The 15421-nt window shown below is 58.5% G+C and carries 14 protein-coding genes; 2 read left to right on the forward strand and 12 right to left on the reverse strand.

The window, feature by feature from the left end:
- Positions 1–2: 2 nt before the first annotated feature.
- From C8K18_RS15940 to C8K18_RS15955, 4 genes are all read right to left on the reverse strand, one after another.
- Positions 3–1499, reverse strand: coding sequence for an aldehyde dehydrogenase (locus tag C8K18_RS15940; protein ID WP_107708227.1), 1497 nt, complete (start codon positions 1497–1499; stop codon positions 3–5).
- Between the two features lie 67 nt (positions 1500–1566).
- A complete protein-coding gene (locus C8K18_RS15945; protein WP_107708229.1) occupies positions 1567–2751 on the reverse strand; it encodes an OmpP1/FadL family transporter in 1185 nt (394 codons plus the stop codon).
- A 51-nt stretch (positions 2752–2802) separates the two neighbouring features.
- The gene (locus C8K18_RS15950; RefSeq protein ID WP_107708231.1) at positions 2803–3765 is read right to left on the reverse strand and encodes a PDR/VanB family oxidoreductase; all 963 of its coding nucleotides are present in this window, start codon (positions 3763–3765) and stop codon (positions 2803–2805) included.
- A gap of 105 nt (positions 3766–3870) precedes the next feature.
- Positions 3871–5193 carry a Rieske 2Fe-2S domain-containing protein gene (locus C8K18_RS15955; protein ID WP_107708233.1) on the reverse strand — a complete coding sequence of 441 codons (1323 nt, stop codon included), beginning with the start codon at positions 5191–5193 and terminating at the stop codon, positions 3871–3873.
- A 433-nt stretch (positions 5194–5626) separates the two neighbouring features.
- On the opposite strand from C8K18_RS15955, the gene C8K18_RS15965 reads away from it, so the two are divergent.
- Complete coding sequence (locus C8K18_RS15965) at positions 5627–6568, forward strand: LysR family transcriptional regulator (RefSeq protein WP_107708237.1); 942 nt, start codon at positions 5627–5629, stop codon at positions 6566–6568.
- Positions 6569–6621: 53 nt separating this feature from the next.
- On the opposite strand, the gene C8K18_RS15970 is transcribed toward C8K18_RS15965, so the two are convergent.
- From C8K18_RS15970 to C8K18_RS16005, 8 genes are all read right to left on the reverse strand, one after another.
- On the reverse strand, positions 6622–7791 hold the full coding sequence (locus tag C8K18_RS15970; RefSeq protein ID WP_107708240.1) for a porin: 1170 nt from the start codon (positions 7789–7791) through the stop codon (positions 6622–6624).
- 286 nt (positions 7792–8077) lie between these two features.
- A complete protein-coding gene (locus C8K18_RS15975; RefSeq protein WP_107708242.1) occupies positions 8078–9031 on the reverse strand; it encodes a Gfo/Idh/MocA family oxidoreductase in 954 nt (317 codons plus the stop codon).
- A complete protein-coding gene (locus tag C8K18_RS15980; protein WP_107708244.1) occupies positions 9028–9870 on the reverse strand; it encodes a class III extradiol dioxygenase subunit beta in 843 nt (280 codons plus the stop codon). Before C8K18_RS15980 ends, C8K18_RS15975 begins: the two co-directional genes overlap by 4 nt.
- Complete coding sequence (gene ligA, locus C8K18_RS15985; RefSeq protein WP_107708492.1) at positions 9863–10270, reverse strand: protocatechuate 4,5-dioxygenase subunit alpha; 408 nt, start codon at positions 10268–10270, stop codon at positions 9863–9865. The genes C8K18_RS15980 and ligA overlap by 8 nt, the downstream gene beginning before the upstream one ends.
- Positions 10270–11184 (reverse strand): amidohydrolase family protein, encoded by a 915-nt coding sequence (locus C8K18_RS15990; RefSeq protein WP_107708246.1) that lies wholly within the window; start codon positions 11182–11184, stop codon positions 10270–10272. Before C8K18_RS15990 ends, ligA begins: the two co-directional genes overlap by 1 nt.
- Positions 11185–11295: 111 nt before the next feature.
- Positions 11296–11997, reverse strand: coding sequence for a 4-carboxy-4-hydroxy-2-oxoadipate aldolase/oxaloacetate decarboxylase (gene ligK, locus C8K18_RS15995; protein WP_107708494.1), 702 nt, complete (start codon positions 11995–11997; stop codon positions 11296–11298).
- Between the two features lie 5 nt (positions 11998–12002).
- On the reverse strand, positions 12003–13031 hold the full coding sequence (locus C8K18_RS16000) for an amidohydrolase family protein (protein ID WP_107708249.1): 1029 nt from the start codon (positions 13029–13031) through the stop codon (positions 12003–12005).
- Entirely contained in the window at positions 13028–14137 is a 1110-nt protein-coding gene (locus C8K18_RS16005; RefSeq protein WP_107708251.1) for a 4-oxalomesaconate tautomerase, read from the reverse strand. The genes C8K18_RS16000 and C8K18_RS16005 overlap by 4 nt, the downstream gene beginning before the upstream one ends.
- Before the next feature lie 114 nt (positions 14138–14251).
- Between C8K18_RS16005 and C8K18_RS16010 the strand changes: the two genes are divergently transcribed.
- The gene (locus C8K18_RS16010; protein WP_107708496.1) at positions 14252–15199 is read left to right on the forward strand and encodes a LysR substrate-binding domain-containing protein; all 948 of its coding nucleotides are present in this window, start codon (positions 14252–14254) and stop codon (positions 15197–15199) included.
- Positions 15200–15421 lie beyond the last annotated feature (222 nt).

Genomic DNA, 15421 nt, shown 5'->3' on the forward strand with positions numbered 1-15421 from the left:
CGTCACTCCTGCCGCGCGCGCGGCGAACCGGCAGGAAGATATATCGCCTGGTCTTCCAGGAATGCGTGCAAGCCCTCTGGACCTCCCTCTCTACCGATCCCCGATTGCTTGAAGCCGCCAAACGGCACGTTAGGCGCCATCTCCAGTCCGTTGACGGAAACGTTGCCGGTTCTGATCCGCCGCGCCATTGCATAACCGCGCTCGACGTCGCCGGTGAACACCGTACCGCTCAGCCCGAAGTCGGTATCGTTCGCCAATGCCACCGCCTGGTCGACGTCGTCGTACGCGATGATCGACGCGACGGGGCCGAAAATTTCTTCGCGGGCAATCGTCATGTCGGCTGTCACGCCTGCGAATACGGTAGGCTCGACGAAGAACCCCTCTTCAAATCGAGGACTGCGGGCACCGCCCGTCGTGATTCGCGCCCCTTCCTTACGCCCCGCCTCGATGTATCCGAGCACCCGGTCGAGCTGACGGCGGCTCGCGAGCGGGCCAACCTGCGTGGCCACGTCCCAAGGGTCCCCTACCTTGAGAGAGCCAATGACCGCGCTATAGGCTTCGACGAACTCCTGCTCGCGCGTGCGCGGGACCAGGATTCGTGTCTGTGCAAAGCAGATCTGCCCGGAGAACGGCATTGTGAACGGCGCTAGCGCGGCAAGCGTCGGATTCAGTTCCGCATCATCCAGAACGATGGCGGCAGATTTTCCGCCCAGTTCGAGCGTCACTCTCGCAAGCCGGTCAGCACAGGTTCTAGCAATCACCTTTCCTGTGGCTGTGCTCCCGGTGAAGCTGACCTTGTCGACTTCCTGCTTGGCTACCAGATGTGCGCCTCCGTCCGCGTCAGCAGTAATCACATTCAGTACGCCCGGCGGGAGGCCCGCCTCGTGCGCGCATTGCGCGACAACAAGCGCATCGAACGGTGTTTCTGGGGGCGCCTTGACCACAACTGTGCATCCGGCAGCCAGTGCCGCGCCCAGCTTATAGGAGAGGATGGGTAGTTGCGCGTTCCACGGCGCGATCAGCGCAGCAACGCCGACTGGTTGCCGGATAATGCTGGCCGTTCCGTTGCGCGTGGGCCGGCTCTCTTCAAAAGCGAAGGTCGACGCCAGGTCGGCGTAGTAATCAAGCATTGCCGTCGCGGTGGGTACGAACATATCCGCGAACCACACAGGTGCACCGACTTCAGCAGTCCAGATGCGCGACAGGAGCGTCATGCGGGACGCCAGCGACGCGGACATCCTTCGCAGGCAGGCGGCCCGTTCGGGGCCAGTCATGCGTGGCCAGGGTCCGGTATCGAACGCTCTTCGCGCGGCATCGACCGCTTTGTCTACATCCTCTGTGTTCGCGAGCGGCACCGTTGCAAAAGCCTGTTCAGTCGACGGCGCCACGAGCGATACGGATGCATTGGAGACAGGTTTCACCCACTGCCCATCGATGTAAAAGCTGGATAGCAGGTCGGGAGCCAGTTCGGATGTCGGGTCAAACGGAAAGGTAGGCATGGGTTCTCCTGATATTCACTGCGTCTTCGTGGCCGGATACGAACGCCGGCGTCTGCGGGAGTGCGAACTAGAAACGATGCCCGTAACTAACGCCAACGACCTCGGTTCGCGTTCGTTCGCTGAACCCGGTACTGGCACCGTCTCCGGTCACCGTGACGGGGAATCCATATTCGAAGACTCCGCTCACTTCATCGGTCTTGTTGAACCGGTACGACGTGCCGACGGAAACCGATGTTGATACCGGCATCGCGGAAAGCAGATTCTGCGCGACCACAGAAGGACCGATAGGATGATTGCCGCGTGAGAATCCCGTGCGCAGCGTCCAGCGCGAATTGACGTCCCAGGCCGCACCGAGGCGGAAAAAGTCCTGGTTTTGCCAGCCGAATCCTTGCGCGGAGCCGATTACCGTATTGGAAAATTCCATATGTAACCAGTCTGCCGCCAGTGTCACGCTCGGTATGATCCTGTAGGCAATGCCGACGCCGTATTGGGCGCCGATATCGATCCGGCCACCTCCGCCAGCGAGCAGGTCGTCTTTGTAGCCGGCGAGCTTACTCATCCGGATGCGCGAGGCGTAACTTGCTCCAAAGGTGAAAGCAGGCGTCGGTTGCCAGATGTAACCGACCCGTGCTCCGTAGCCGAACGCGCTCGACACACCGTGCGAAGGCAGCGGCTGGAGTGTCCCGTCGCTCATGGGGACAATGGCGCCATTCGCAGAAAATCGCTGATAGGCCAGCGCCAGACTGAAACCGACGATGTTGTGTTCTGTGATCCTGTACGTGACAGTCGGCGCAGCGATTGCGGTCTGCAAGCTCGATTGAGCCACTCCGGCACCGGCAATCGGGAGCGCGGGTCGGCCATAGCTCGTGCCCACACCAACCCCGAATAGAGAAACACCCAATGTGAGCCGCGGCGAGATTTGCCAGTTCGCGCCTCCATTGGGAACCGGATACACTTTTCCGCTATGCAGCCTGTTGGACGCACTCCCATAGTCGAAATCTGTCAGCGGCTCCAGAAGCTGAACGCCGAAGTCGGTTCGCGATCCGACTAGCCCCATGCCGGCTGGATTGTCGGCCGCGGCTGTACTGTCCTGGGGAAACGCCATCGAAGTTCCGCCCATACCGGCGGACAGGACATTGGACCCGCTAAGCGCGATGCCGTCGACAGCCACTGCGTACTTCACGGGGAGTATTACAAGGGCGCTCGCGGTTAGCGCGCGCACACAGCCGGTCCTGCCAAAGCGCTTTGACATCGTTGTCTCCAGTCTTTTTTATGAGTTTTGCCCTTAACTGCCGACTCCGAATTACAAATCGACCACCAGCAACTTCGTAAGCGAACGGGATACACACATCGCCATGCAATCTCCCTTCGCGTGTTCCTGTGCAGTGAGAAAGTAGTCGCGATGGTCTGGGCATCCTTCAAGTACCTTCACGATGCAGGTCCCGCAGACTCCCTGCTCGCAGGATGTCTCGACGTCCGTTCCATGCTCTCGCAGCACATCGACAATCGTTTTGTCCGCCGGGATGGTGAACGTCTTGTCCGACCGGGCGAGCCTGACGTCAAAGGATGTTTGCGGCTCGGCCTCCGATGGCGCCGCAGCGGCAAAATACTCGAGATGAACGGCGTCGTCTGGCCAACCGTGACGCGCGGCGACCATGCGGACTGTGTCCATGAAGGGCTGAGGTCCGCACAGGTACAGATGACATCCGTCATGACGGTTGCGCAGCGCATCGTCCAACGTCGCTTCGACAGCATTGCGCTCCAGGCCGAATAGCAGCCGGCACGAGCTATTGAGCGGCTCACTGCCCAGTTCGTCGCGGAATGCCGTGTGAGTTTCAGAGCGGGTGAAATACAGTAATTCGAACGCACGGTCCTGACGGTGGAACTGTCGCGCCATGCTGATAATCGGCGTAATACCGATACCGCCCGCCACCAGCAGATTGCGTTGAGCTTCAGTACAGGTGGTGAAATGATTACGCGGCGCAGAGATGCTCAGTAGACTGCCGACATTCAACGACTCATGGACAAACTTCGAGCCGCCGCGCGATTCGGGCTCCCGCTTGACGGCGATCTCGTACGTCGATGTGTCGCTACACGATCCGCAAAGCGAGTACTGGCGGATCACTCCCGAATCAAGATGCACATCGATATGCGAGCCAGGCTCCCACGCCGGCAGCACAGATCCGTCCTGCGGCGAGAGTTTCAACAGGCGGATTCCCTCGGCAATGATTTCGGCAGCAACGACTCGAACGGGGATGGTATTCATGGCAAAGATACGTCAGGGACAGTCAGGTCACACAACGACGACGTCATTGCGGCAAAGAGTAATTGCGTCCCGCCGGAAAACCTGGCGAGACGCGTGGACGTTTCCTTAAGTCGTGCGCGGTTGCAAACTGAACAGCTCGGCACTTTCGCTGTAACCCGCGCAATACGTTTCCTTTGACTCCCCAGCGCCGATCTCTCCGGTTATCACGACCATGTCCCGGAAATCGTTGTCTTCCTGGCGGCGAACCACGCCGCGAGGATCTCCGCCTTCCGCTACCACCTGCGCCGCCTCGTCGAGCATCCGGCGCGCTCGTACGATGGCAATATCGGACGACGAAAGGTGCTCGCCGCTCTGCTCGTGGATCGTCCCCTGCGACTGGGTGATCGCAATGTCATGCACGGAAAAACACTCGCCCAAACCCAGGTAAGCCTGGCGCTTCATCGATTCGCGATCCTGTGAATACAGGTCGTCTTTGGCGCGCCGCATGCGGTCGCCTTCGGCTTTTTCGGATTCGTATTGTTCTGCGAGTGCGGCCTTATCGAGTTTGCCGCTGCGATGAAAAATGAACTCCCAGCGCCAGTGATGTTCATCATCGATAGGAACGTCCCACAGCATCGTTACCCCGCCGTCACCGAGATAGCCCTCGAAGCCACCAACAGCGCAGGCGTTAGGCATCACGAAATTAGTGATGCGGATTGACGACCGATCAGTGCCTTCGATCTTGCGCAGGGTATATAGCCTCACGCCAAAGCGTGTATCCTCCACAGCCAGCTCGGGCCTCGCCTGATTGGAAAACACGCCCCAGCGGGCTTGCATGTCCGCACTCGACAGCTCCAACTGATGCAAATAAGACGTGTGAACAGGATCGATATTGCCTTCGCTCGCCTGCATCCAGTTGCAGTCCCCGAACCAGCGCGTCGTGTAGCGATACTCGCTACCGCCTGCGAGCGCCGGATAATTCGGAAAAAGCGGTGGTTCGCCTGGACCCATATACGCCCAGAACGCGCCGCCCGCCTCATGAAGCGGATATGACTTCATTCGGATCCGGTCTTTGGCGGTAGCTGAAGCTTCGGCAGGCTGATCGAGACAATGGCCATTCACGTCGAACAGCCAGCCGTGATAAGGACAACGAATACCGCCAGATTCAATACGGCCCAGCGCGAGGTCCGTGCAGCGGTGGGCACACTTCCGGTCAATCAGACCGACATGACCATCGTCATCGCGAAACAACACCAGGTCTTCGCCCATGATGCGAATCGGCTGTGGCGCAGAACCGACTGGCAACGAATCGATCAACGCCACTGGCTGCCAGTAACGCCGAAGCAATTCGCCTGCAGGCGTGCCGGCATTGGTCTGCGTGAGGTACTGGTAGCGATCCGCTCCGCGCGGGCGGGGCTTGATGGTGATTGGATGTGTGGAGGTATCCATAATGTCTCCTGTGTTTTGTTCAAAGGGCAAGACGTAAAAGGCGGGCGCACCCGGCTGGGACTGGCGTCACCTATGCGCCGTCGTCCGGACTCCTGTGACGCGGACGCCCAGACAGAAGCGGGAATGCAAGCACCACCACCACAGCCGATCCGACATACCCGATAGCCAGCCGCCGCATGAGCCCCGCTGTTCCCAAAACCTCGAAATGACCGTCAACGAATGCATTGAACAGCGTGCCCGCCAGGCAGGTCAGAAACGAGCCGAGCAGGCCGTTCCTGATAACAGTGCGGCCACGCCGCCATAAAGTGATCCATCGCTGCAGAGACATTGCCAGTTCACTCGGTGTCCATGAGTGTTAAGATATAGTGATATCTGACTTAAAGAAACCGCATCGTCCGCATATCTGATATACATTTTCGGTAGGACTGGCAAAATGGAAATAAAACAGCTTCAGCATTTCTCGCGCATCGCTGAGATCGGCAACCTGACGCGGGCCGCCAGCGTGCTTGGGTTGACCCAGGCGGCACTGAGCCGTCAGGTCGCGCAACTCGAGGCAGAGCTTGGCACCGAGCTATTCCGGCGCAACGGCCGCGGCCTTGTCCTGACCGACGCCGGTCAGAGGCTGCTTGACCACGTTCCGATGGTCCTGCGTCAGGTCGCGCTAGCGGAACGCGCGGTCAGAGGCAGTGTTGGGCCGGCGCAGGGTAGCCTCGTGCTCGGACTCCCCCCCAGCCTTGCACGCACAGTCGTCGTTCCGCTAATTGATGCCTTCCGCGAGCACTTGCCAGAAGTGACACTGCGCACCGTCGACGGTCTATCGGCGAATCTGGTCGATATGGTCGGCACGGGCAAGCTCGACTGTTCAGTGGTTTATAACCAACCGCCTAGCGATTCCGCCGAATTACGCCTGCTAGCCGACGAGGAGTTGTACCTAGTCTCTGGGCCACTGACCCAGCGCGCTGGAAGAGCGCTGCCGCGCTCCCTTGCGCTCGCAGACGTGGCGACACTCCCGCTCGTGACAGCGGGCACCAATAATGCAGTGCACGCGGCACTGGCGACCGCCATGGCCTCGCTCGGCCTGACGCCGCAGGTTGTGCACGAGATCGAAAATCTGACGGCGATACTGGAACTGGTCCGCAAAGGTTACGGAAGCGCCGTGATCCCGTTGAGTGGCGTGCACCCCTGCATCGGAGACTCCAACCTGCGACTGCATCGCATTCGCAAGCCAATTCTTAAATGCAGTCTTTCCGTTGCGACGCCAGTGCGTGCGCTGAACGACTCCCTGATTGCGCAAGGTACTTCGTTAGTACGCGACGTCGTTCGACAGCAACTCGTGCAATTTCATGGAGACGTCGAAAGAGCCATCGATGGGTAACACCAGCAACGACAGCGATTCCATGGCCTCGCCAAAAGCCATGGAACACGTTTTCAGAAACGCTGTTGAATGCCGAGAAGAACGCCGACCTGTTTCGCGCTCGCCACCGTGGAGTAACCCGCCCCAACGGAATAGGACGCACGACTGTTGTTCTGCATGAAGCCGAGCATCGTGTAGACGGATGTTCTTTTCGACAGGAGGTACGTCGCACGCATCACGTAGTAGTTGGCATTCTTGTGATCCGTCGTGGCGATCCGCGATACCTCCGCATCCAGCGCGATATCTGGCTTGAGCATGTAAGAAGCGCCGCCATAGAAAATGTTGGTCTGGTAGTCCGTTGCCGCAGTCGTCATCCGGTGGATTACGCCGCCACGCAAGGCAAGCTCCCCCAACTGAAAATAGCCACTGACCATATATCGCGTCGTCTTCTGGCCTGCGCTTGAGAGCAGCAATGGCATCGACGGATCATAAGAACCGCTGCCTGGCAACAAGCCCGGGCCGCCGCGCAACTGATCGTACACGAACTGTAGACCGTACTCCGGACCCCAATAACCGGCCAGCGCCGTAATCTGACGGCACGCTATCGAGTTTCCTGGAACATTGCCCGGACAATTGGTTGCACCCGGGTTGAATGCTGCCCCGCCATTTACCGTTGGGCTACCCTGGCTGCTCGCAACATCCCGGCCGGTGCTGTAGGTGGCACCCAGGACGAAATGATGAAAATCGTTGAAGTAACTTATCGTGTTGTCGGAACGGCTATTGGGCAGATACGGATCGAGCGCCGCCAACGAATATAGGGCCGGCCCGAGGACAGTCGACTTCATCAACGCGATATACGTCATATTGATCTGACGTCCCGCGCGAACCGTGCCATACGGTGTTTCAAGTCCTACCCACGCCGATCGGCCAAAAAGGCGGTTTCCATTTTGAAGAGCACCTGAGTTCGGTGCAAAGCCACTCTCGAGTTCAAAAATGACATTCAATCCGGCACCGAGATTTTCTTTTCCACGCAACCCCCAACGCGACGGGAGGGAGCTGGATAAGGAGGTCATCCGGACCGCAGAACCGGAAGCGCTCTTTTGACCCGGCGTCTTGGCCGCCTGACTTTCCCAATCTATGCCGGTATCAATAATTCCATAGAGGGTCACGCTGCCCTGTGCACATGCCTGCACGGACACGAGCAGCGTGGATGCGAGTACCGCCGCGTTCAGAACTTGTTTCATGTCTCCAATCCTTGAAAGATTTTTTTTTATTTTTGTAACCAGCGACGAATGGCGATTTGTTTGCGACCATCAAACCCGGCGATCCACAAAAGGAGAGCAAGGTTGACTGTCGACCGAACATTACTTCATGCCATTTATCGGCAATGCTAACGATCGTGCTAACACAACGCGGTTTAGATGTCTTTGGCTAACGTCCTCCACGAAGTCATTTCTTTGTCGGTCTGCAGTGTCAACGCCGTCACGCGAGCTAATCACCCGCGCTAAGCGTGACCCGTGAACCGGCTGCTCACTCTAGCTGTCTGGCAAGCTGGTGTAAGACCCGGTAGCATGGAAGCACGCTTGCGACGCTTGCATTCGGCTCGCGGCATTCGCGGATCGCTGCGAAAAATTCCTTGTCTTGCCGCGCTACTCCGCTCAACACCGGCTCGGCCATATCAAGGTCAAGAGTCTCTCCCATGCCGTTGGTCAACACGTCATAGCGGGCGATGTAGGTCAAGCCGTCGCCTATATATCGAAACGTTGATCCCAACGGTCCATCGTTGTTGAAACTAAGAGATAGCGTGCACACTGCACCGCCGCGACTCTTGAGCTGGATTGACATATCGAGGGCAATGCCAAGCCTCGGATGGATAGGCCCTTGCAACACATTGGCAGCGATTACCTCTTCACCGGTCTGATACTGAAACAGGTCTACGGTATGAGCCGCGTGATGCCACAACAGATGATCCGTCCAGTTCCGCGGTTGCCCAAGGGCATTTGTATTGAAACGGCGCAAAAAATGTGTCTGCACATCGAGCTGACGTAACGAAAACTCGCCAGTCAGAATGCGTTCGCGCAGCCACTGGTGCCCCGAATTGAAACGTCGCGTATGTCCGCACATCGCGACCAACCCCGTGCGTTGCTGCCAAAGCGCAACCGCTTGCGCATCGTCAAGCGAGTCCGCAAGGGGAATCTCCACCTGAACATGCTTGCCCGCCTGCAGGCAGATGATCGCCTGAGCGGCGTGCAATGGAGTTGGCGTGCAGAGGATAACCGCGTCGAGATCGGGCTGAGACAGCACTTCGTCCAGTTGCGCGCTTGTCTGTGCAATCTGATAGCGGCCCGCGACCTCACGCGCTTTTTGCAGATTTTCGTCTACGATGCACACCACTTCGGCTACACCGAGGCTCTGAATCGCGTCCAGATGCTGAATGCCAAATGCCCCAGCGCCGGCGAGCGCGACTTTCAGCGGCTTGATCACGTGTCCTCCAATACCAGCAGACCATAGGCTGTGTTCGATGCCGGCACGTGATAGAAACGATGAATCAGACGAACCGTTTCACTCATTGCGCCGCGCATGATAAGCCACATGATGATCTCCAGCCCTTCAGAGCCCGCCTCGCGCAACAGTTCCGTATGTCCGATCCTCGTCAATGACAGCGGATCACGCACCATGTCGTCGAGCCATTGATTGTCGTAGGGCGCGTTGATCAGTCCGGCACGCTCCCCCTGCAACTGATGCGACATGCCACCGGTCCCGAGCACAGCTACCTTGATGTCGGGACCATACGAATCGATCGCCCGGCGAAGAGCCTGTCCTAGCTTGAAGCAACGCAGGGCGGTCGGTTGAGGATACTGGATCACATTGACGCACAATGGGATCACACGGCAGGGCCACTGCTGCGGCTGACCAAATAGCAGCGAGAGCGGCACGGTCAGACCGTGATCCACCGACATTTCCCCAACCATCGTCACATCGATTTCGTCGTTCAACACCAGCGATTCGATCAGGTGCCACGCCAGCGCCGGGTCTCCAAGGCACGTCGGTACGGGCCGAGGTCCATATCCCTCGTCATGTGGAGGAAACTCATCCGCGACGCCTATTGCAAATGTCGGTGTGACATCGAGACCGAATCTCGACGCGTGATCGTTATAGACAACGATAACCACGTCGGGCTTGACCTCGTCCATCCAGTCGCGCGCGGCCTGCACTCCGTCGAACAGCGGTTTCCAGTATGGTTCCTGGGTCTTTCCGTGATCGATGGCTGCACCAATTGACGGCACATGTGAAGTACCCACCCCTCCGACGAACCTAGCCATGAGACCACTCCTCGACACTGCGGTTACCGTTAATCGGACGGCCACCGGACATCATCATTTCGCGGAAGTCATCCACCGACATTCCGTTGGCCGACATGGCCGCGCCGACGTGCTGCATCGTAAGACCGTCAAAAATTGCCAGCTTGAACGTGTAGTAAATGTTCCCGCCGAGTCGTAACATTGCGAGCCAGTCACGATCCAGCACGGCATTGCGTTGCTCGTCGCTCAGCTTGAAATTCTTCAGGTAGCCGGGAGAGTCGGCTCGAAAGGCTGCACGATTCCTTTCCAGGTCTAGCGACTTGCAAAACATGTTCAGCGCGTATCCCTTCTGGCAATGGGCTCCGTCGAAGACATAGGTGCCGGGAATCTGCCGATAGTCGCGAGCGTTGGTAGCATTCATCATTTCCCCCAGTACAGTCGCATGGGATTGTCGACCAGCAGCTTGCGCTGGAGCTCAGGCGTCGTGGCAATGCGAGGAATAAAGTCCACCAGCAATCCATCGTCCGGCATGTGGTTCTTCAGGTTCGGATGGGGCCAGTCGGTGCCCCAAAGCACCCGATCCGGGAACGTTTCCACCAGGCGCCGGGCGAACGGCACCACGTCCTGGTAAGCGCCCTGCTCTCCATTGAGTGCTGGTTTGCCGGTCGCAGAGAGCCGCTCGGGGCAGCTAACTTTGGACCAGACGTTGGCATGCTCGCGCATGAATTTCACGAGCAATTCGAAATCCCTTCCGTCTACAGGTTGCGTGACGTCAGGCCGCCCCATGTGGTCGATCACCACCGTAGTCGGCAGTCCCGAGAAAAAGTCCCACAGCTCTGGCAGGTCCACAGCCTCGAAATAGACAACGACATGCCAGTTCAGTTTGGCGACGCGATCTGCGATTTCTATCAGTTCTTCTCTCGGTGTAAAGTCTACGAGCCGTTTGACGAAATTGAATCTGACTCCCCTGATCCCGGCAGCATGCAACGCGTCAAGTTCCTGATCGCTGACATTGCGTTTTACCGTCGCAACGCCGCGCGCTTTGCCGCCAGAACTGAGGCACGCGTCCACCAGCGCACGGTTGTCTGCGCCATGGCAGGTTGCCTGCACGACTACATTGCGCTCAAACCCCAGGTGATCGCGCAACGCAAACAGCTGTTCCTTGCTGGCATCGCACGGGGTGTACTTGCGCTCGATTGCATAGGGAAAGCGCTCACCGGGACCAAACACATGGCAGTGGGCATCTACCGAACCGGCCGGTAGCTGGAAACGCGGTTTGGAAGGATTCTGGCACCAGTCCAACCAACCGGGTGACTTTGGGAAATGCTCGCTCATTGTCTTTCTCGTTCCGTCTCAATCTATTTCAGGCCCAGTTTCTGGATGCTCTTCAATGCCGGAATAAGGGTGGAGAAATGCGCCCTGCGGTCATCGCTTGACTCATGTCAATCAATCGATGTACTTGAGCCCCGCCCGTTCCAGCGGTTCGCGCATCGAGTACATATCCAGCCCGAGGACCCCAGCGGCCAGCTTCTGACGTTTACCGGCTTCGTTAGCCTCCCGCGCGGCCGCTGCGTCGGCGACTCTTTGCGCCAAGGCGGCCGGGACCACGACGACGCCGTCTTCGTCGGCCACAACGACATCGCCCGGATTGACCAAAGCGCCAGCACATACGACCGGAACGTTGACGGAGCCGAGAGTCGCCTTTACCGTACCTTTTGCGCTCACTGCTTTCGAAAAAACGGGAAACTTCATGGCAGTGAGATCCTTCACATCCCGGCATCCGCCATCGATCACGAGGCCTACGGCTCCACGCGCCCGGAAGCTGGTGGCCAGGAGGTCACCGAAGAAACCGTCGGTGGTGTCGGCCGTTACGGCGGCGACGACAATGTCACCCGGCTGAACCTGCTCCGCCACAACATGCATCATCCAGTTGTCGCCCGGATGGAGCAGCACTGTCACTGCGGTGCCGCACGCGTACGCGCCTGCGTACACCGGGCGCATGTAGGTTTTCATCAGGCCCATACGCCCCATCGACTCGTGGATGGTTGCCACGCCGAAGGCTGAGAGTTTTTTTACTGCAGCCTCCTCGGCACGAACGATGTTGCGCTTGACAACGCCAAGCTGGCTGCCGAGATGGGTATCAGTCATGGTGCTCATAATCCTCTGCGTTTCAACGCCGCATCGAGGCGCGGATATACACGCCGCACATTGCCTTCGTAAACCTTCTGCCGGTCCTGCGCGGAAAGATTCGTCGAAGCATCTATATAGCGTCGAGTGTCGTCGTAATAGAAGTTCGTCTCCGGATCGATGCCTCGCACCGCGCCGATCATTTCGCTTGCGAAAAGAATGTTGTCGACCGGTATTACTTTGGTTAGCAGATCGATGCCTGGCTGGTGATAGACGCAGGTATCGAAGAAGATATTGTTGAGCAGGTGCTCTTTAAGCAAAGGCTTCTTCAATTCTTGCGCAAGACCACGGAAGCGACCCCAGTGGTAAGGAACTGCACCGCCGCCGTGGGGAATCACAAACTTCAATTCCGGGAAATCCTTGAACAGCTCGGAGGTCAGACATTGCATGAACGCTGTCGTGTCGGCGTTCAGATAATGCGCGCCCGTCGTGTGAAAGCAGGCGTTGCAACTGGTCGATACGTGCACCATCGCCGGAATCCCGTATTCAACCATCTTCTCGTAGATGGGATACCAGTGACGATCCGACAGCGGCGGCGACGTCCAATGACCGCCGGAAGGGTCCGGGTTTAAATTGATGCCGACAAAGCCGTACTCCTTCACGCACCGCTCCAACTCCGGGATGCAACTTTTCGGATCGACACCCGGAGACTGGGGCAGCATGGCGGCGCCGATAAAACTATCAGGAAACAGTTTCGAGACGCGATAGCAAAGCTCATTGCAGATCGACGCCCATGTCGCGCTGGTCTGGAAGTTACCGATGTGATGCGCCATGAAGCTCGCACGCGGTGAAAAAATCGTCAGGTCGCTTCCGCGCTCCTGCATTTTTTTAAGCTGGTTGTTGACAATCGATTCGCGCAGTTCGTCGTCGCTGATGTTCAGCTCGGTAGCCCGGGGTTGCTCTGCCGGCGCGGTCAACGCCGCGATCTGACGGTTACGCCAGTTTTCCAGCGCCGCGGGCGCCGTCGTGTAGTGGCCGTGGCAATCGATAATCATGCTGCCCCCCCCTCCATGAAAGCCGAGTCGCTCACCATGACTTCGCCACGCATGATCAGACGTGCGGTTCGCAACAGCGCCGCACGCTGCACCATCTGCGGATTGGCCGGATCGATCTCCAACTCGACGCTGAACTCGCCCGACGGATGTTCGACTGAGACCTGCTTGATGACGCCTGGCGGCACCGCTGCGAGACCTTGCGTGACACTGCCTTCCAGCACACACGCCGTGGCGACGGTGACCGCAGCAAGTACGCCGATCGCGTCATGACACACATGCGGGATAAAGCAGCGTGTCGCGAGAGTTCCGCCGGCGGTCGGGGCCGCAATCAGGCACATCTTCGGATAGTTTTTGGACGTCACGTCGCCAAGACCCATCAATTCGCCGCAGCGCAAGCGAAGCGTTTCCAGCGTGGACTTCAGCTCGACGTCGCCATTCAGTTCTGCAACCGGTTCCCGTCCCGTGCGGCCCACGGCGTCGGCGCGCAGAAGCACCATCGGCATGCCATTGTCGACACAGGTCACATCAATCGCGAACGTTGCGTCTAACTGAACGTGATCCCGGACAGAGCCGGTGGGCAGCAGTCCCGAACAGACCGAGCCTGCCGTATCCAGGAAGTTGATCGAAATCGGTGCCGCGTTACCGGGCACGCCATCGATGCGCGCGTTCCCGTCGTAACGCAGTCGGCCGCCGGGCGTTTGCACGCTTATATCGCACGCCATATCGGTGTTGAGCGTGACGACGCGTAAGGTCGTGATGTCGCCTTGCGGCGCGGCCAGACCGGTTTCCAGCGCGAATGGCACGACAGCCGCGAGCATGTTGCCGCAGTTGGGCGTCGTGTCGACTGTCTCCCCGTCCGGCTGCAACTGCGCAAACAGGAACTCGAGGTCTATGCCCGGCCGGCTGCTGCCACTTACGATTCCTACTTTGCTGGTCAAGGGATGTGCTCCCCCCAAGCCATCAATCTGACGATGGTCTGGGGAACCCATCACATTGAGCAGGAGCCGGTCTCGCGCAGCTACGTCGGTCGGGAGGTCGGCCGCATTAAAAAACGGCCCACGCGACGTGCCTCCGCGCATGAACAGACAGGGTATGGCGTGTTGCATGGACGTTCTCGATCCGGCTCGTTGATGTGCTTGTATTTTTTTACATTATCTGCCATTCTGCAATGACATTTCCGGCATATTAGATATGCACGGAATGCAATTCTGGAGATGGTCATGGAACTGCGACAGCTTGAATCGTTTGTTCACGTTGCAGAGCTCGGAAGTTTCACCCGAGCTTCGAATTTCCTTTCGGTCGCTCAGCCCGTGCTGAGCCGTCAGGTGCGGGCTTTGGAGGTGGAATTTCGCCAGGCGCTGCTTGAGCGTAACGGTCGTGGAGTGACGTTGACCGAGGCTGGAAAGCGCCTCCTGGAGCATGGCCGTAGCGTTCTCGCCCAGATAGAACGCGCGCAGCTTGACATGGAGGAAGGTCGGGGCGCCTCTACTGGACGGCTTGTAGTGGCGCTGCCGCCTAGCGTTAGTCTTACCCTGACGGCACCATTAGTAAGAGTTTTTCGCGATCACTTCCCTAAAGCGACCCTTTGCGTGCTTGAGGGGCTGTCGACCTACGTGCTCGAATGGCTGACAATCGGCCGCGCCGACTGTGCCGTTGTTTACACGGTCCCGACTTCGTCAGCCGTGGAGTTGGCACCGGTGTTGAACGAGCAGCTTTATCTGGTATCGAGCCGCAGGTCGGACCCTTCATCCTCTGACCCGGCAATCAATGACGAAATCAGTCTGGCGGATGTCGCCGAGCGAAATCTGGTTATGCCCAGCCGTCCGCACTCCATTCGTATGCTGGTAGAAGCAACCATGGCGCAGGCGTCGCTAAAACCGCGGATCACGCTCGAAATCGAAAGCATCCCGGCGATTCTCACGCTCGTCCGCGATGAGGGTGTACACGCGATACTGTCGCTCAAAGCGGTTCGCTCAAGCGGCCACGAGCACGATTTCCACGTCCGGCCGATCCGCCAACCCCAACTTCAAACTACCCTCTGGATAGCGACATCGGCGCAGCGCCCACGGGGGCCGTTGCTGGATCAGACAGTGCCACTTTTGCAAAGTCTGTTGCGTGACCACTGGGCGATGGGTGCTGAGAGCGCGGTAGTCGTGGGTGAGGCGTAGGGCTCAGCTTACTAGGCCAGCTCTGCGAGTTCTCGCCGAAACTCAATGGTGTGATTGGGCGTGCCCTTACGCATCCGTCTCGCTGCTGTCGCTACCTCAGGTGACAAAGTAGTCTCCACCACTCGTTCGGTGCGGCCTTGGATGCCCACTTTGACAACGTCAGTCTAGACGGTGCTGAGCAACGCTTACGATGAAACTACCAGCGCGTGGAATAAATCCGGA

It is taken from the genome of Paraburkholderia sp. GV068, assembly GCF_003058125.1.
Taxonomy (GTDB): domain Bacteria; phylum Pseudomonadota; class Gammaproteobacteria; order Burkholderiales; family Burkholderiaceae; genus Paraburkholderia; species Paraburkholderia graminis.

Excerpts from the sequence above, each read along its gene's own strand:
- C8K18_RS15940 (WP_107708227.1), bottom strand. The coding sequence starts at position 1,499 with ATGCCTACCTTTCCGTTTGACCCGACATCCGAACTGGCTCCCGACCTG.
- C8K18_RS15945 (WP_107708229.1), bottom strand. The coding sequence starts at position 2,751 with ATGTCAAAGCGCTTTGGCAGGACCGGCTGTGTGCGCGCGCTAACCGCG.
- C8K18_RS15950 (WP_107708231.1), bottom strand. The coding sequence starts at position 3,765 with ATGAATACCATCCCCGTTCGAGTCGTTGCTGCCGAAATCATTGCCGAG.
- C8K18_RS15955 (WP_107708233.1), bottom strand. The coding sequence starts at position 5,193 with ATGGATACCTCCACACATCCAATCACCATCAAGCCCCGCCCGCGCGGA.
- C8K18_RS15965 (WP_107708237.1), top strand. The coding sequence starts at position 5,627 with ATGGAAATAAAACAGCTTCAGCATTTCTCGCGCATCGCTGAGATCGGC.
- C8K18_RS15970 (WP_107708240.1), bottom strand. The coding sequence starts at position 7,791 with ATGAAACAAGTTCTGAACGCGGCGGTACTCGCATCCACGCTGCTCGTG.
- C8K18_RS15980 (WP_107708244.1), bottom strand. The coding sequence starts at position 9,870 with ATGGCTAGGTTCGTCGGAGGGGTGGGTACTTCACATGTGCCGTCAATT.
- ligA (WP_107708492.1), bottom strand. The coding sequence starts at position 10,270 with ATGAATGCTACCAACGCTCGCGACTATCGGCAGATTCCCGGCACCTAT.
- C8K18_RS15990 (WP_107708246.1), bottom strand. The coding sequence starts at position 11,184 with ATGAGCGAGCATTTCCCAAAGTCACCCGGTTGGTTGGACTGGTGCCAG.
- ligK (WP_107708494.1), bottom strand. The coding sequence starts at position 11,997 with ATGACTGATACCCATCTCGGCAGCCAGCTTGGCGTTGTCAAGCGCAAC.
- C8K18_RS16000 (WP_107708249.1), bottom strand. The coding sequence starts at position 13,031 with ATGATTATCGATTGCCACGGCCACTACACGACGGCGCCCGCGGCGCTG.
- C8K18_RS16005 (WP_107708251.1), bottom strand. The coding sequence starts at position 14,137 with ATGCAACACGCCATACCCTGTCTGTTCATGCGCGGAGGCACGTCGCGT.
- C8K18_RS16010 (WP_107708496.1), top strand. The coding sequence starts at position 14,252 with ATGGAACTGCGACAGCTTGAATCGTTTGTTCACGTTGCAGAGCTCGGA.